This is a genomic window from Photobacterium iliopiscarium, from assembly GCF_003026395.1.
Lineage (GTDB): Bacteria > Pseudomonadota > Gammaproteobacteria > Enterobacterales > Vibrionaceae > Photobacterium > Photobacterium iliopiscarium.
In genome coordinates this window covers 69,721-85,384 of the sequence record NZ_PYOO01000010.1, presented here as the reverse complement: position 1 = coordinate 85,384, position 15,664 = coordinate 69,721, and the positions used below count along the sequence as shown (strand labels likewise).

The 15,664-nt window shown below is 41.4% G+C and carries 18 protein-coding genes; 4 read left to right on the top strand and 14 right to left on the bottom strand.

What is annotated here, in order from left to right; genetic code table 11:
- Position 1: 1 nt before the first annotated feature.
- The 7 genes from sspA to zapE all read right to left on the bottom strand — a co-directional run bounded on the left by sspA (position 2) and on the right by zapE (position 6,014).
- Positions 2-640, bottom strand: a complete 639-nt coding sequence (sspA, locus tag C9J51_RS14375; RefSeq protein WP_045037319.1) for a stringent starvation protein SspA — start codon at positions 638-640, stop codon at positions 2-4.
- 85 nt (positions 641-725) lie between these two features.
- Positions 726-1,463 carry a cytochrome c1 gene (locus C9J51_RS14370; protein ID WP_045040529.1) on the bottom strand — a complete coding sequence of 246 codons (738 nt, stop codon included), beginning with the start codon at positions 1,461-1,463 and terminating at the stop codon, positions 726-728.
- Complete coding sequence (locus C9J51_RS14365; RefSeq protein ID WP_045040528.1) at positions 1,460-2,725, bottom strand: cytochrome b; 1,266 nt, start codon at positions 2,723-2,725, stop codon at positions 1,460-1,462. The genes C9J51_RS14370 and C9J51_RS14365 overlap by 4 nt, the downstream gene beginning before the upstream one ends.
- Positions 2,725-3,315 carry a ubiquinol-cytochrome c reductase iron-sulfur subunit gene (gene petA / locus C9J51_RS14360; protein ID WP_045037316.1) on the bottom strand — a complete coding sequence of 197 codons (591 nt, stop codon included), beginning with the start codon at positions 3,313-3,315 and terminating at the stop codon, positions 2,725-2,727. Before petA ends, C9J51_RS14365 begins: the two co-directional genes overlap by 1 nt.
- A 430-nt stretch (positions 3,316-3,745) precedes the next feature.
- The gene (gene rpsI / locus C9J51_RS14355; protein ID WP_036793177.1) at positions 3,746-4,138 is read right to left on the bottom strand and encodes a 30S ribosomal protein S9; all 393 of its coding nucleotides are present in this window, start codon (positions 4,136-4,138) and stop codon (positions 3,746-3,748) included.
- 15 nt (positions 4,139-4,153) lie between these two features.
- Positions 4,154-4,582 carry a 50S ribosomal protein L13 gene (rplM, locus tag C9J51_RS14350; protein ID WP_045030122.1) on the bottom strand — a complete coding sequence of 143 codons (429 nt, stop codon included), beginning with the start codon at positions 4,580-4,582 and terminating at the stop codon, positions 4,154-4,156.
- A 301-nt stretch (positions 4,583-4,883) separates the two neighbouring features.
- The gene (zapE, locus tag C9J51_RS14345) at positions 4,884-6,014 is read right to left on the bottom strand and encodes a cell division protein ZapE (RefSeq protein WP_045040418.1); all 1,131 of its coding nucleotides are present in this window, start codon (positions 6,012-6,014) and stop codon (positions 4,884-4,886) included.
- A gap of 193 nt (positions 6,015-6,207) precedes the next feature.
- On the opposite strand from zapE, the gene zapG reads away from it, so the two are divergent.
- The 3 genes from zapG (at position 6,208) to degS (ending at position 9,354) form a co-directional block, all read left to right on the top strand.
- Positions 6,208-6,669: a Z-ring associated protein ZapG gene (gene zapG / locus C9J51_RS14340; protein ID WP_107180485.1), complete on the top strand. Its 462-nt coding sequence runs from the start codon at positions 6,208-6,210 to the stop codon at positions 6,667-6,669.
- A 100-nt stretch (positions 6,670-6,769) separates the two neighbouring features.
- Entirely contained in the window at positions 6,770-8,140 is a 1,371-nt protein-coding gene (locus C9J51_RS14335) for a Do family serine endopeptidase (protein WP_045040415.1), read from the top strand.
- Between the two features lie 137 nt (positions 8,141-8,277).
- Positions 8,278-9,354 carry an outer membrane-stress sensor serine endopeptidase DegS gene (gene degS / locus C9J51_RS14330; protein ID WP_107275226.1) on the top strand — a complete coding sequence of 359 codons (1,077 nt, stop codon included), beginning with the start codon at positions 8,278-8,280 and terminating at the stop codon, positions 9,352-9,354.
- Positions 9,355-9,483: 129 nt separating this feature from the next.
- Here degS and murA read toward each other — a convergent pair whose 3' ends face one another.
- The 7 genes from murA to mlaF are packed head-to-tail and all read right to left on the bottom strand — an operon-like array spanning position 9,484 to position 14,166.
- A complete protein-coding gene (gene murA, locus C9J51_RS14325; RefSeq protein WP_045037553.1) occupies positions 9,484-10,743 on the bottom strand; it encodes a UDP-N-acetylglucosamine 1-carboxyvinyltransferase in 1,260 nt (419 codons plus the stop codon).
- A gap of 11 nt (positions 10,744-10,754) precedes the next feature.
- Positions 10,755-11,009: a BolA family iron metabolism protein IbaG gene (gene ibaG, locus C9J51_RS14320; RefSeq protein WP_045030117.1), complete on the bottom strand. Its 255-nt coding sequence runs from the start codon at positions 11,007-11,009 to the stop codon at positions 10,755-10,757.
- 19 nt (positions 11,010-11,028) lie between these two features.
- Complete coding sequence (locus C9J51_RS14315; protein WP_045037548.1) at positions 11,029-11,340, bottom strand: STAS domain-containing protein; 312 nt, start codon at positions 11,338-11,340, stop codon at positions 11,029-11,031.
- Positions 11,341-11,342: 2 nt separating this feature from the next.
- Entirely contained in the window at positions 11,343-11,978 is a 636-nt protein-coding gene (gene mlaC / locus C9J51_RS14310) for a phospholipid-binding protein MlaC (protein ID WP_045040413.1), read from the bottom strand.
- Between the two features lie 14 nt (positions 11,979-11,992).
- Positions 11,993-12,469, bottom strand: coding sequence for an outer membrane lipid asymmetry maintenance protein MlaD (mlaD, locus tag C9J51_RS14305; RefSeq protein ID WP_045037546.1), 477 nt, complete (start codon positions 12,467-12,469; stop codon positions 11,993-11,995).
- Between the two features lie 53 nt (positions 12,470-12,522).
- Complete coding sequence (gene mlaE / locus C9J51_RS14300; protein ID WP_045040412.1) at positions 12,523-13,305, bottom strand: lipid asymmetry maintenance ABC transporter permease subunit MlaE; 783 nt, start codon at positions 13,303-13,305, stop codon at positions 12,523-12,525.
- A 60-nt stretch (positions 13,306-13,365) separates the two neighbouring features.
- Positions 13,366-14,166 (bottom strand): phospholipid ABC transporter ATP-binding protein MlaF, encoded by an 801-nt coding sequence (gene mlaF, locus C9J51_RS14295; RefSeq protein WP_045037544.1) that lies wholly within the window; start codon positions 14,164-14,166, stop codon positions 13,366-13,368.
- Between the two features lie 529 nt (positions 14,167-14,695).
- On the opposite strand from mlaF, the gene C9J51_RS14290 reads away from it, so the two are divergent.
- Positions 14,696-15,655: a calcium/sodium antiporter gene (locus tag C9J51_RS14290; protein WP_045040411.1), complete on the top strand. Its 960-nt coding sequence runs from the start codon at positions 14,696-14,698 to the stop codon at positions 15,653-15,655.
- The last annotated feature ends 9 nt before the right edge of the window (positions 15,656-15,664 follow it).

The window sequence follows — 15,664 nt, the reverse complement described above, 5'->3', positions numbered from 1 at the left end:
ATTACTGACCAGTTAAACGCATTTCACGTTCAGCTTCAGTTAAAGAAGCAAGGAATGAATCACGTTCAAATACGCGCGTCATATATGCTTTCACTTCTTTAGCACCAGTTCCACTTAGCTCAATACCCATTTCAGGTAAACGCCATAGTAGTGGAGCTAGGTAGCAATCAACTAGGCTAAATTCATCACTCATAAAGAATGGATATTCAGCAAATACAGGTGCTAGCGCTAATAACTCTTCACGTAATTGCTTACGTGCTTTATCAGCTTCATCAGTAGTGCCTGAGTTAATCTTGTTTGCTAGTGAGTACCAGTTACGTTCAACGCGGTACATCATTAAACGGCTATTACCACGGGCAACAGGATAAACAGGCATTAGAGGTGGGTGAGGGAAACGCTCATCCAAGTACTCCATGATAATGTTAGCTTGGTATAACGCTAATTCGCGATCAACCAATGTTGGAACTGAACTGTATGGGTTCAATTCTAACAGATCTTCCGGCAGGCTCATTGGATCAACCAGCTCAATTTCAACACTAACGCCTTTTTCGGCTAGTACGATACGCACCTGATGGCTGTAGATGTCTGAAGCATCAGAATACAGAGTCATCACAGAGCGTTTATTGGCAGCAACAGCCATCAACCCCTCCAGTATATTTAATACACAAAAAGCAATGGAGGCTTAGGCCCCCATTGCGAGATTCTTAACCGACTAGATTACCTTATCAGTGGACATCACGCCAATATTCTTTCTTCAACAACACGGTTAATACCAAGAATATGCCAATAAATCCCATCACCCACAGCCCTAATCGCTGCCGTTCCAGTTTCATCGGCTCGGCGGAATAGTCTAAAAAGTTCACTAAGTCACGCACGGCAGTATCATATTGCTGTGGATTTAGATCACCACTACCATCGGTTTCAATCCCCATTAACACTTGCGTAGGGGTGCCATCGATCATCTGAGTGTCATAAACCTTTCGTGGGATCCCTTGAAGTTCTTCTAATACATGTGGCATTCCTACACTAGGAAAAAGGCTATTATTTACGCCAAATGGACGACTAGGATCAGCATAGAAGGAATGTAAATAAGTATATAACCAATCTGTCCCCCGTACCCTTGCGACCATGGTTAAATCAGGTGTTGGCGCACCAAAAGAAGCGGCTGCATATTGTTTTGACATTGCATTTGTCATTAAATCGCCAATTTTTGCATTAGGGTTAAACATTAAATTTTGCTGCATAAGATCAAATGGGATCCCTAAATCAGTTGCAACCCTTTCATAACGTTGGTATTGAGTTGAATGACAACCTGCACAATAATTCATAAACAATTGTGCTCCGCGTTGTAAAGACACTTGATCGGTTAAATCATTATTCGCAGCTTGCAAAGGTACATTTCCACCACCAGCAAATACCAATGTCGGCAGCCAAATCAGCAGTGCTACAATCCATTGTTTCATTTGAAGTTCACCCTCTTTGGTAGCGGTTGAGTCGCTTCATTTTTACTGTAGAAAAACAACACAATAAAAAACATAAAATAGGTAAAACTAAATATTTGCGCCAACACTGTAAATAATGGAGTGACGGGCAATGATCCTAAAATACCCAGCGCAATAAAACTTACCGTAAATTGAGCAAGATTAATCAAATGCCATTTACTCCGATAACGGAACGAACGCACATTACAGCGATCAAACCACGGTAATAAGAACAAAAATACAATTGCAGCGCCCATTGCGGCAACCCCCAGCAATTTATCGGGCACGGCGCGCAAAATGGCATAGAACGGAGTGAAGTACCAAACAGGAGCAATATGTTCAGGGGTTTTCATTGGATTAGCCGCTTCAAAGTTTGGCGCTTCTAAAAAATAGCCACCCATTTCAGGCGCAAAAAAGATCACATAACTGAAGAACAATGCAAACACCGCCACCCCAATTAGATCTTTTACCGTGCCATAAGGATGAAACGGGATCGAATCAATAATGTCGTATTTTTTAGTGTAATCTTCATGAAATGTAAATTGGGTCTGATAGTCATCACCTTGGCTACCTTTAGGTAATTTTGTCTCAATACCATCGGGGTTATTTGAACCCACCTCATGTAGCGCCAGCACATGCAACACCACTAGCAATAATAAAACTAACGGTAAAGCAATAACATGCAAAGCAAAGAAACGGTTTAAGGTTGCGCCAGAAATGACATAATCGCCACGGATCCATAAAGTGAGATCATCGCCGATCACCGGAATAGCCCCAAACAGCGAAATAATAACCTGTGCGCCCCAATAAGACATTTGTCCCCACGGCAACAAATACCCCATAAAGGCTTCTGCCATAAGCACTAAAAAGATTAGCATTCCAAATAACCACAATAGCTCGCGTGGTTTTTGGTAGGAGCCATAAATTAAGCCACGAAACATGTGTAAATAGATCACCACAAAAAATGCTGATGCACCGGTCGAATGCATATAACGTAATAGCCACCCATACTCAACATCCCGCATAATATATTCTATTGATGCAAACGCCCCATCCGCTGACGGCACATAATTCATGGTTAACCAAATACCTGTAATTATCTGATTCACCAGCACTAACATCGCTAATGAACCAAACACATACCAAAAATTAAAATTCTTCGGCATCGGATATTGAGACAAATGTTTACGGTACGCATTGGTTATCGGTAAGCGCTTATCGATCCAATCAACTAAGCCCGCCATTATGTTGTCTCCTTATCAAGCCCAATCAAAATGGTGTTATCGTCCAAGAATTGATGAGGGGGGATCACCAGATTAAGAGGTGCTGGAACACCTGCAAACACACGACCAGCCATATCAAACGTAGAACCATGACATGGACAAAAGAAGCCAGCGGCGACACCATTAACTTGTTCATTAAAACTATTCGGTAAATATGTCGGTGAGCAACCAAGATGAGTACAAATACCCACGGCTAAAAAAATTTCAGGTTTTAATGATCGATAGGGATTTTGCGCGTAAGCAGGTTGCTGTGGTTCTGCTGAGATAGGATCACGAAGTTGATCATTGTGCGTGGTTAATTGATCTAAAACGGCTTTACTGCGACGTACGATCCATACTGGCTTGCCTCGCCATTCAACGCGGATCATTTGCCCATCCGCTAATTTACTGATATTGACTTCAACTGGCGCCCCTGCGGCTTTTGCTTTTTCACTTGGGTTCCATGATTTAATAAATGGAATGGCGACCGCAATTGCCCCCATTCCGCCAACAACCGATGTTGTAACCGTTAAAAAGCGACGTCTTCCATTATTTATTCGCACATTGCTCATCCATTTTCTCCAATAGCTCCTGCTTGGATTTTATTTTTTTTATATGATTACCGTTTAGCTTGATGTTTACCTCAGAGAAACAACATCACAATCTGATTACACCATTAAATTATTAGTAACATTTAAAGAATAAGTAAAGCTCAACATATTCACAAGTTCAAGCCATTGTTTAGCAACAAATGTTGGATAAACGTCATTTTTCATGATTATGCATTAGTGTTTATTGAAAAAGATGACGAGGTGCGAGGTGCGAGGTGCGAGGTGCGAGGTGCGAGGTGCGAGGTGCGAGGTGCGAGGTGCGAGGTGCGAAAATATTCTATTAAAGATAAGAAACAATACTTTTATAGAAAATAATCAAAAAAAAAGCCCAACCCGAGGGCTGAGCTTTTCTGTACACAGTATCCAGATATAAAAATCTGGAAGCGTAATATTAACGCTTAGAGAACTGTGGACGACGACGTGCTTTACGTAGACCAACTTTCTTACGCTCAACGCAACGAGCGTCGCGAGTAACGTAGCCAGCTGCACGTAGAGCAGGACGTAGAGTTTCATCGTATTCCATAAGAGCACGAGTGATACCGTGACGGATAGCACCAGATTGACCAGTGATACCACCACCTTTAACAGTGATGTATAGGTCAAAATTCTCAGTCATACCAACAAGCTCAAGAGGCTGAAGAACTACCATGCGCGCTGTTGGGCGGCTGAAGTACTCTTCGATGCTACGCTTGTTGATTACGATGTTACCAGTACCCGGTTTGATGAAAACGCGAGCTGCTGAGCTTTTACGGCGACCAGTGCCGTAGTATTGATTCTCTGCCATTGTCATAATTCCCAATTAGATGTCTAGTACTTTAGGCTGTTGTGCAGCATGGTTGTGCTCAGTACCCGCGTAAACTTTAAGCTTACGGAACATAGCACGGCCTAGAGGACCTTTTGGAAGCATGCCTTTAACAGCAGTTTCAATAACCATTTCTGGTTTCTTAGCAATTAGCTTATCAAAGCTGATTGACTTAAGGCCGCCGATGAAGCCAGTGTGGTGATGGTACATTTTATCTGTACGCTTCTTACCAGTTACTGCTACTTTCTCAGCATTGATAACTACAATGTAGTCACCAGTGTCAACGTGTGGAGTGTACTCCGGCTTATGCTTGCCACGTAGACGAGAAGCGATTTCAGTTGAAAGACGACCTAGAGTTTTACCTTCAGCGTCAACAACATACCAGTCACGTTTTACAGTTTCTGGTTTAGCAACGAAAGTTTTCATGCTAATTAATACCCATTATTTAAATAGTTTCACTTACTAGAACCATCGAATGATGATTCCTCTGTTAAGAGCCCAGTCATCACCCCTTCGAGTGGGTGGTACTCCTGGCTTTCGCCATACAGGTACGGTGGGTCGCAAGATTATAGAGAAGGGTGCGGAAAAAATCACCTTTTTTCCCAAAATAAATGGTTTTTTTTCATATCAACGGCCATTAATTGCTAATTAGGCCAATAAATCACAACTTAATGTGTGCTAATTGAACCAAAACGCCAATAACATGAGCCAACTTATTTCTCACTTGCTAGTCAATCAAATGTGGTTTTGCTAAATATTGTTCACTTTGCATTTCAATTAAGCGCGAACAACAACGCTCAAATTCAAATAATAACCGCCCTGTAGTATAAAGTTCAGCCAATGGCACCTCGGCAGAGATAATTAATGTGACATGGCGCTCATAAAACTCATCAACCAGAGCAATAAAACGTCGCGCAGCGTCTTGATGGTGTTCTTCCATCACCATCACATCAGCCACTAATACCGTATGATAGAGCTGAGCAATTTCAATATAATCATTTTGACTGCGTGCCGTTTGGCATAATTGCTGAAAACTAAATTGAACAATACCATTCGCTTCACGTTGAGCGATGATTGGCCGCTGATTAATAATAATATCTTTCGTCTTATAACGTGGCTCAACACTTAATTGCTCAAAATAATGGGCTAAATTTTGAGTGGCTTGCTGCCCTAATGGTGAATAGTAAATCTCGGCTTGAACTAACGACCGTAAGCGATAATCAACACCAGCATCCACATTAACCACTTGGCAATATTGTTCAATAAGTGCAATTGCAGGTAAGAAGCGTGCACGTTGCAAACCATTTCGATATAAATCATTAGGTACAATATTCGATGTCGCCACCAATGTTATGCCGCGTTTAAATAGAGCATCAAGCAAAGTGGCTAAAATCATCGCATCAGTAATATCACTAACAAAAAACTCATCAAAACAAATAATATCTGTCTGTTGTTTAAAATTATCGGCTACGTGCTCTAATGGATTCTCAGTGCCATCAAGCTGTTGCAACTGTTGATGAACCTGATACATAAAACGATGGAAATGAATCCGCATCTTTCTTTCGATAGGTAAACTATGATAAAAAGTATCAACCAAATAGGTTTTCCCTCGCCCGACACCGCCCCAAAAATATAATCCAGTTACTGGCACGATATCTGCTTGAACATCAGCGCTAACAAATGATTTTGTTATTATGGACCATAATCGTTGCCATCCTGTCAAGGTGGGTAATGGTGCAACTGGTATTATCAATCTATGATATAAATCATCTAAATGAGCGACAGCTTGAGCTTGCGCTGAGTCGGCAAAAAAATCAGGACGTTGTAGATCTACATAATATTTATCGAGCGGTGTCAGCGTCTTCATTTAAGGTGATCCCTTTTAATCTTATTACCATAAAATTAGATCATAAATAGTCATAATATATGTTTGAATCAGTATCATGAACAACCTGCTCAATGTATAGTAACAAGGTTATTACATACGAATAAACAGCGACCTAACTAAAAAACACGTATTAACACCAAAATCACAAGGAGTTATCATGGCTATGAGTTGGATTATTGCAATTGCTATTTTTATTGCCGGAATTTTTGTGGGCTTCATCATAAATCGATTAACAAATAAAAATCAAAATCAGCAAATATCACTAAAAAAAGATCTTGATAAATCAAAATATGAACTAGAACAATATCGACAAGAACTTGTCGATCATTTTGCGCGCAGTGCTGAATTATTAGATAACGTCTCAAAAGATTACGCTAAGCTTTATGAGCACATGGCAAAGGCATCAACAGAACTAATGCCTAATTTACCCACCCAAGATAATCCATTTGCACAACGAATCACCACGTTGAAACCGGTAGAAAACGGTACGCCGATCGAAGATGAAGTCATGGATCATCAACCGCGTGATTACGCCAATGGTGCAACCGGACTCTTTAGTGACAAACCAACATCCATTAGCAATGACGAACTACCAGCGTCAGATCAACCAGCAAAAGTTGGTTAACATTAACGCCAGTTACCAATAATTGGCTGTAATATCATAATTATGGAACTTAATTCCAGTTAACAAGTCATACTTTAACTTGTTAACTGGGAGTTAAATCATGCGTAAAAAAAACCGTTTCGTTATTAGTGTGTTAGCCTTAGCCGTTAGTAGCTTAATGACACCAATAATCGCTAATGCTGCATTACCTATCGCGGTAAATAATCAATTAATACCGAGCCTTGCTCCGATGCTTGAACAAGTAACGCCAGCCGTTGTCAGTATCGCTATTGAAGGCAAGCAGGTTTCAAAGCAACAACTTCCTGACGCTTATCGTTTTTTCTTTGGACCTGACTTCCCTACCGAACAAGTTCAAGAGCGCCCTTTTCGAGGTCTTGGCTCTGGCGTCATTATTGATGCCGACAAAGGTTATATTGTCACCAACCAACATGTCATCAATAACGCTGATAAAATCATGGTTCAACTTTATGATGGTAATGAAGTCACCGCGAAGCTGGTTGGGAGTGATAAATCCTCCGATATCGCATTATTAAAAATCGATACTCCAAAAAAATTAACTGCAATTAAATTAGCCAACTCTGACAAGTTACGTGTGGGTGATTTCGCAATCGCTATTGGTAATCCTTTTGGTCTTGGGCAAACCGTTACCTCTGGCATTGTCTCAGCCCTAGGACGTAGTGGCTTAAACCTTGAGAATATAGAAAATTTCATCCAAACCGATGCGGCGATTAACAGTGGTAACTCTGGAGGCGCACTGATCAATCTTAATGGTGAATTGATCGGCATCAACACCGCTATTCTTGCCCCGGATAAAGGTAACGTCGGGATTGGTTTTGCTATTCCATCGAATATGGTTAAAAACCTTACCGCACAAATTATCAAATTTGGTCAAGTTCACCGTGGAACATTAGGTGTCCAAGGACGTGAACTAACCGCAGAATTAGCGCAAACCTTTGGTTATGACACCAACCATGGCGCATTTATAAACCAAGTAATGCCAAATTCCGCAGCCCAAAAAGCAGGCTTAAAAGCAGGCGATATTATTACCGCGGTTAATGGTGATCCTATTCGCTCATTCAGTGAATTACGCGCTAAAGTCGCAACGTTAGGAGCAGGAAAAACCTTAACCTTACAAGCAATGCGTAATGGTAAGTTACAACACTTTACAGTCACTCTTAGTGCGAGTGCTGATAATATCGTTGATGCAGACGATCTTCACTCTAGCTTAAACGGCGCGCAATTTAGCAATGCTACCGCTAATGGAAAAGCACTCGGGGTTGAGGTTACACAACTGGCTAAAGGATCACTCGCGGCCCGTTCAGGGTTAATTAAAGGTGACATTATTATTGGGCTCAACCAACTGACGATTAATAATCTAGGCCAATTACGTAAAGCATTAGAACACCCACCCAAAGTCATCGCGTTAGAAATTCAACGTGATAATAATGTGCTGTATCTTATTATTCGTTAGTTTTAACGAATAGACGTATATTAAGGCCTAATTGTGGGATTAATTTAACAACAGCATCAATGCCAGTAGTTGGTCTCACTTAAGAGGGGTGCTATTCTGTTAGCACCTTTTTATTACTCACTTTATAAGGACTGTTAATGCTGGCATTTTTTGGTCGTTCTATTTTTCTCGGCCTTATCGCGGCGATTATTCTACTGATTGCCGTTCCTGATTTACGTCCGACGACGCCAGTGTCCTTATCATTACCAGACAGCAACGCTACCCCACTTTCTTTTAATTATGCGGTTCGCCGAGCTTCGCCTGCGGTGGTTAATATTTATAATCGCCGTTATGACAATAGTAATAGTGAAGAACGAGAATTACGTACTCAAGGGCTAGGATCTGGCGTCATCATGAGTGACAAAGGCTATATTGTTACTAACTACCATGTTGTAGCCCATGCTGATCAAATCATTGTCGCGCTTCAAGACGGTCGAGTGCTGAATGCACAATTAATTGGTTTAGACCAACTGACCGATCTGGCAGTATTAAAAATCAATGCCGATAATCTGCCCGTTATTCCGGTTAATTCCCATTATAAAGCCGCTGTGGGTGATGTCGTACTTGCGATTGGTAATCCCTATAACCTCGGCCAAACAACAACCTTTGGTATCATCTCGGCAACGGGACGATCAGGAATGAGTTTTTATGGCCCACAAGATTTTCTCCAAACTGATGCGGCGATTAATAAAGGCAATTCAGGTGGTGCTTTAGTCAATACTGATGGTGAATTAGTCGGTATTAATACCGCTTCTTTTCAGCAAGCAACGGATATTGAAACCTATGGTATTTCGTTTGCGATCCCCTATCAGCTAACAATTAAAATTATGCAGAAATTAATTGCAGATGGACGTGTTATTCGAGGTTGGATTGGCATTCAGGGACGTGAAATCAACCCATTAATGGCACGGCTTTATGACGTTGCTAAAGTGAATGGCATCATTGTTGAAGGCATGGATCCAACGGGCCCAGCATCAAAAGCAGGATTTGAGAAAAATGATATTGTGATTGAAATAGCAGGTAAAGAAGTCACCAATGTGCAGAGCGTGCGTGATATCGTCACGGATATTCGCCCAGGTACTCACATTGAGGTGAAGATTTTACGTAATGGCAAACCGATGATGATTCCAGTAACAGTGGCTAATCGACCACCAATGACGAACCCACCCAAATAGCCTGTTATTACGAAACTAACAATGATGATAAGAATAACCAACAACCAATAATAGAAAAAAACGCCATAAAAAAACCTCGCACAATGGGCGAGGTTTATTATTTGTAGTTCGACATCAAACCATTATAGTTTATGCAGAAATACGCTCGATGTTCATACCTAGCGCACTGAATTTCTGCTCAATAAACTCGTAACCGCGATCGATATGATAAATACGATCAACAATGGTTTCGCCTTTAGCAATACTGCCCGCAATAACAAGACTCGCCGATGCACGTAAATCTGTCGCCATTACTTGCGCGCCGCTTAATCCTTCAGTGTCACCGCAAATCACAGTATTACCTTCGATTTCAGCGTGGGCACCCATACGAATCAATTCAGGAATATGCATAAAACGGTTTTCAAAAATCGTTTCAGTAATAATACCTGTACCTTTCGCGATAAGGTTTAATAGCGAAAATTGTGCTTGCATGTCAGTTGGGAAACCTGGATGCGGAGCGGTACGAATATTAACAGCCTTCAGCTCACGATCAGTCATGTCTAGGCTGATCCAATCAGAGCCCGTTTCAACTAATGCGCCCGCTTCTTCTAGCTTGGCTAATACAGCTTCAAGTAACTCAGGCTTAGTGTTACGACAAACAATTTTGCCACCAGACACTGCTGCTGCTACTAAAAAAGTACCCGTTTCGATACGGTCAGCAACCACTTCATGGTAACCACCAGCAAGACGTTCAACGCCTTCAATCGTAATTGTTGCTGTACCTGCACCTGTGATTTTTGCACCGATAGCATTTAAGAATGCCGCAGTATCTTCAATTTCAGGTTCACGGGCCGCATTTTCAATCACGGTCGTCCCTTCAGCTAGCGTTGCCGCAGACATAATAGTAACAGTTGCGCCAACACTGACTTTATCCATTACAATATGTGCGCCTTTAAGACGACCATCGACAGAGGCTTTAACATAACCTTCATCAAGCATGATGGTTGCACCAAGCTGCTCAAGACCAACAATATGCAAATCAACTGGACGCGCGCCAATCGCACAACCACCAGGTAATGATACTTGACCTTGACCAAAACGAGCCACTAGTGGACCTAATGCCCAAATAGACGCGCGCATGGTTTTTACTAGATCATACGGTGCACAAAACTCATTAACATCACTAGCATCAATATGAACAGATGAACCATTACGAGATACTTTCACGCCTAAACGTGACAGTAATTCCATGGTAGTATCAATATCGCGCAACTGAGGAACATTGGCAATTTCTACCGGACCTTCAGCAAGTAACGCAGCAAATAAAATCGGTAGTGCTGCATTCTTAGCACCAGAAATAGACACTTCACCACTTAGTGGGCCACTGCCCTGAATACGAAACTTTTGCATCATTTAGCTCTCTATAACGACATTAATTTTTTATCACGCGCCCACTCTTCAGGCGTATATGTTTTAATACTTAACGCGTGAATGTCGTTTGCTGCAATACGATCCATTAATGGACCATAAATTGTTTGTTGTTTTTTAACACGGCTCATGCCGTCAAATAATGTACCCACTGCGATCACTTGATAGTGGCTACCTTCACCTTTAACGATGATTTCATCAACGTCTAAAGCGCTTTCTAGAATTTGTTTAATCTCAGAGATTTCCACAAGCTATCCTCTCTACAGCTTACTCCATGCAAGCTGTTAACATTGGTTCGATATGGCTTAAGCGAAACAGCGTTTTAAGCTGTTGAGGTACATTGTGCAACATAATGCTATTCCCTGCTTGCTTAAGGTGTTGGCACAAATGCAGTAACATCACCATACCCGCAGAGTCTACTCGATACAAATCAACAAGATCGAGCACGATTTGCTTATTATGCGGCATCCATTCGCTTCTTTGGTGCCAAAAAGCTGGCACTGTGTCACGATCTAACGACCCTGACAAGCGGTATTGCCCTTCAGCAACCACCTGCCAACAAATCTTATCAGCAGTCATGGTTATTTGTTCTCAATTTGAATCGGTTTCGCCGCCAAATCACGTAAACTTTGTGTCACAGCATCAATACCTTTGGTACGTAACTGACCACTCCATTCACTCTGCTTAGTAGAAAGCATACTGACACCTTCAGCTACCATGTCAAATCCCTGCCATTCTTTGGTTTTTTTATTCAAACGCAATTTAAAATCCAGACGAATAGGTGGGCGTTGCGGATCAATAATATCAACCCGAACCGAAATAATACTGCGATCAGCAGGAACGGGTTTAGGTGATTCTAATTCAATTTTTTGATCGGTATATTGCGTTAATACTTGCGCATATGACGCCACTAAATAATCAGTAAAAGCCGCAGTGAATGCATCACGTTGTTCAGTCGTTGTATTACGTAAATTAGCCCCTAAAACTTTATAAGCGGCATAACGGGTATTAATGTACGGCAATAATTCTTGCTTCACGATCACCCGTAATTGTTCTGGATTCGCTTGAATTTTTGTTTGTTCCGCTTTTAAAGTACCAAATAAATGTGCAGATACAGTGTCCATCATGCGATAAGGATTGGTCTGATCAACCGTTGCTGCTTGCGCTAACATTGGTACAGCCAATAAGCACAGCATTAAACCTCGTATAAATTTCATGGTGATTCTCCTCGTTATTTTTTATCACCGCCAAGGCTATACAGCACTTGACCAATCATATCTTCTAATACTAACGCAGATTTGGTGTCTTCAATTAGGTCACCGTTATGTAGCATTTCAGTATCCGTATCAACAAATCCTGGGCTAATGCCTAAGTATTGTTCACCTAATAGACCTGAAGTCAAAATAGAAGCTGAACTGGTCTCAGGGAAATAACCAAACTTTTTATTAACGTCTAACGTTACTATTGGCACATAGGTCTGTTTATCTAAGGTAATCGAGGTTACCTCACCAACAGTAACACCACCAACCTTAACAGGTGATCGTACTTTTAGGCCGCCAATATTGTCAAAGTGGGCTTTTAACGTATAGGTTTCAGTACTGCCAAAACTTTGTACATTTGCGACTTTAAACGCTAATACTAATAAAGCACTAATGCCGGCTAGCATAAACACACCAACCCACAATTCTAATCGTTTATTTTGTTGCATTATCTTTTATCCATGTAGTTTATGCCGTCGTATGCATGCGGCTAAGTGAATGTTTAGCTACCAAACATTAATGCTGTTAACACAAAATCAAGTCCAAGTACCGCCAGTGATGAATTCACCACTGTCCGGGTTGTCGCACGGCTGATCCCTTCAGAGGTTGGCACCGCGTCATAACCATTAAAGACGGCAATCCATGTAATCACGATAGCAAATACGACCGACTTGATAATGCTATTACCAATGTCAGTACTGAAATCAACCGATGACTGCATCACCGACCAGAAACTGCCGTAGTCAATGCCTTTCCAATCGACACCAACCAGTTGTGCACCCCATAAGCCAATAAGTGAGAACATCAACGCTAATAATGGCATCGAGATAACACCTGCCCAAAAACGTGGAGCAATCACGCGGCGTAGAGGATCAACCGCCATCATTTCCATGCTCGATAATTGTTCGGTGGTTTTCATTAATCCAATTTCAGCAGTTAATGCTGAGCCAGCACGCCCCGCAAACAGCAGTGCAGTAACAACCGGACCTAATTCTCGCAATAATGATAATGCGACCATTTGTCCAAGACTGGTTTCTGCGCCATAACCTGCCAAGACCAAATAGCCTTGCAGGCTTAACACCATGCCGATAAATAATCCTGAGACTAATATAATCGCCATTGATAACACCCCAACTGAATACAGTTGTTTGATCACTAACGGCAACATTTTTATCGGTTGGGGCTTACACACTAACGCCCCATATAACATCAAGCTTGCACGACCGCATGCCTGACACTTTTCAATGGTCGCTCGCCCCAATTGGGAAATAGCATTAATTATCATTTTTTGCTCATATTCTCTGTTGTCATTCACTGATGTCATTACTGCCATGAGTGCTACACATTAGCCAAATAAATCATCACTTAATGGCTGCGCGGGAAATTGAAACGGTACCGGACCATCAGCATCACCATCTAAAAATTGGCGAACTTGAGGGTTGGTATCAGCGCGTAACTGATTTGGCGTACCACTGCCAATGATCTTAGCACCAGAGAGAATATAGACATGATCGGCAATACTCATCACTTCCGGCACATCATGCGATACAATCACCGATGTGATATTTAAGGCTTGATTAAGATCGCGGATTAACTTGACCAACACCCCCATTGTAATTGGGTCTTGACCAACAAAAGGTTCATCATACATCATCAAATCAGGATCAAGGGCAATTGCGCGCGCCAATGCAGCTCGACGCGCCATACCGCCCGATAACTCATTTGGCATTAATTGTGCCGCCCCTCGCAAACCAACTGCTTCTAATTTCAATAACACTAAGGTGCGCAGTAGATCTTCGGGTAGCTGAGTGTGTTCACGTAATGGAAAAGCCACATTATCGAACACGGTCATATCGGTAAATAAGGCCCCTGATTGAAACAGCATACTCATCCGTTTACGTGCTTGATAAAGCTCACTACGACGTAATGTAGGTATATTCCATTGATCGAACCACACCTCACCACTTTCAGGGGCAATCTGACCACCAATCAAACGTAATAAAGTCGTTTTACCTATTCCTGATGGCCCCATAATTGCGGTGACTTTTCCGCGTGGAATATCAAGACTAATATTATCAAAAATAGGTCGTTCACCACGGGAGAAGCTCAGATTTTTAATCGAAACTAGTACATCATCATTGAGCATTATGTTTACGTTACCTCTAGCTAACTAGCTTGCGTAAGCGATGGATATTGGTGATATTTGACATAATAGCGTTTCATGTCACTTTCTAATAAACAACTTAAAAACAATCAGTCGATATTATAAAAATAGAGCGTTGATGATAGGAGGAATTAAACGCCAACTCAACCTAAGCACAGTATTATCACGCTTTAATGATGGATTTTTATCAAAAATAATATATTTACGATAAAACTGACACTAACTGCATTATTCCATCCTAAAACAAATCACCCTGATTATAATTCACCTAAAATAAAACATCGTTTTAATACTGTAAATAGTCAATTGCTATTTTCGAACCTTAATCGGTTCTGATTCAGCGTTAGTTAATCAATCAGGGACACTAAAACCGTCTTAAGATGATAATTAGTATTGGCTTATGCTTCCCTTTTGCATGAGTTAACGTCAAAATTAGCAACTCAAATTGAAAATATTTCATCAATTGACTAAAAATCGCTGTTTTAGCGGGTCGTACTAAAAAGGAATTAAAATGCTAGAAGCCATTGTGTTGCTCTGTATCGGATTAGCTTTACTGGTTTGGAGTGCAGATAGATTGGTATATGGTGCCGCAGCATTAGCAAAAAACTTTGGTGTTGCACCACTGGTTATTGGTATGACTATTTTGGCAATGGGATCTTCTGCGCCAGAAATGATGGTTTCAGCCACCGCAGCCCTGGCAGATAAAACCGATACCGCCGTCGGTAACGTACTAGGTTCAAACATTGCTAATATCGCATTAATTCTCGGTATTACAGCGATAATAAAACCATTATGCATTAGCTCGACCATTATTCGACGTGAATTACCGATAATGTTGGGTGTTACCGTTATTGCTGGTGCGGTTTTATGGGATAATTATTTAAGCCGTCATGAGGGTATTATTCTCGCGGTACTGTTTGGTATTTTCTTAATCGCTATGCTAAAAATTAGCCGCGACAGTAAGAGCGATCCATTAGCAGAAGAACAACAAGCAGATATTCCCGCAGGCGTCAGTAATACTAAAGCGATTATCTGGGTATTTATCGGCCTAGGTATTTTATTATACTCTTCTGATATGGTGGTAGGGTCAGCAGTTACTATCGCTAAATATTACGGTATGAGTGACTTAGTGATTGGTTTAACCATCATTGCTGTCGGTACCAGCTTACCGGAACTTGCCGCCTCAATCGCCAGTGTTTTTAAAGGCGAAGATGACATGGCAGTGGGTAATATTATCGGTTCTAATATTTTTAATATTTTAGCGGTAATGGGCATTCCAGGGCTATTGAACCCATCAGCATTAAGCCCACTGGCTATGAGCCGTGATTTTTATGTTATGTTGGCGATTTCAATTCTATTACTCGTAATGGCACTGGGTAAGCGCCGCCTGATTAATCGCATTGAAGGCGGAATACTCGTGGTTTGCTTTATTGCTTATCAAGCGTTCTTATTTCTTAATGTTACCGCATAACAGGAGCAT

What these genes read in the sequence shown, in the direction of transcription:
- sspA (WP_045037319.1), bottom strand. Translation starts at nt 640, where the DNA reads ATGGCTGTTGCTGCCAATAAACGCTCTGTGATGACTCTGTATTCTGAT.
- C9J51_RS14370 (WP_045040529.1), bottom strand. Translation starts at nt 1,463, where the DNA reads ATGAAACAATGGATTGTAGCACTGCTGATTTGGCTGCCGACATTGGTA.
- C9J51_RS14365 (WP_045040528.1), bottom strand. Translation starts at nt 2,725, where the DNA reads ATGGCGGGCTTAGTTGATTGGATCGATAAGCGCTTACCGATAACCAAT.
- petA (WP_045037316.1), bottom strand. Translation starts at nt 3,315, where the DNA reads ATGAGCAATGTGCGAATAAATAATGGAAGACGTCGCTTTTTAACGGTT.
- rpsI (WP_036793177.1), bottom strand. Translation starts at nt 4,138, where the DNA reads ATGGCAGAGAATCAATACTACGGCACTGGTCGCCGTAAAAGCTCAGCA.
- rplM (WP_045030122.1), bottom strand. Translation starts at nt 4,582, where the DNA reads ATGAAAACTTTCGTTGCTAAACCAGAAACTGTAAAACGTGACTGGTAT.
- zapG (WP_107180485.1), top strand. Translation starts at nt 6,208, where the DNA reads ATGAGTTGGATTATTGCAATTGCTATTTTTATTGCCGGAATTTTTGTG.
- C9J51_RS14335 (WP_045040415.1), top strand. Translation starts at nt 6,770, where the DNA reads ATGCGTAAAAAAAACCGTTTCGTTATTAGTGTGTTAGCCTTAGCCGTT.
- degS (WP_107275226.1), top strand. Translation starts at nt 8,278, where the DNA reads ATGCTGGCATTTTTTGGTCGTTCTATTTTTCTCGGCCTTATCGCGGCG.
- murA (WP_045037553.1), bottom strand. Translation starts at nt 10,743, where the DNA reads ATGCAAAAGTTTCGTATTCAGGGCAGTGGCCCACTAAGTGGTGAAGTG.
- C9J51_RS14315 (WP_045037548.1), bottom strand. Translation starts at nt 11,340, where the DNA reads ATGACTGCTGATAAGATTTGTTGGCAGGTGGTTGCTGAAGGGCAATAC.
- mlaC (WP_045040413.1), bottom strand. Translation starts at nt 11,978, where the DNA reads ATGAAATTTATACGAGGTTTAATGCTGTGCTTATTGGCTGTACCAATG.
- mlaD (WP_045037546.1), bottom strand. Translation starts at nt 12,469, where the DNA reads ATGCAACAAAATAAACGATTAGAATTGTGGGTTGGTGTGTTTATGCTA.
- mlaE (WP_045040412.1), bottom strand. Translation starts at nt 13,305, where the DNA reads ATGATAATTAATGCTATTTCCCAATTGGGGCGAGCGACCATTGAAAAG.
- mlaF (WP_045037544.1), bottom strand. Translation starts at nt 14,166, where the DNA reads ATGCTCAATGATGATGTACTAGTTTCGATTAAAAATCTGAGCTTCTCC.
- C9J51_RS14290 (WP_045040411.1), top strand. Translation starts at nt 14,696, where the DNA reads ATGCTAGAAGCCATTGTGTTGCTCTGTATCGGATTAGCTTTACTGGTT.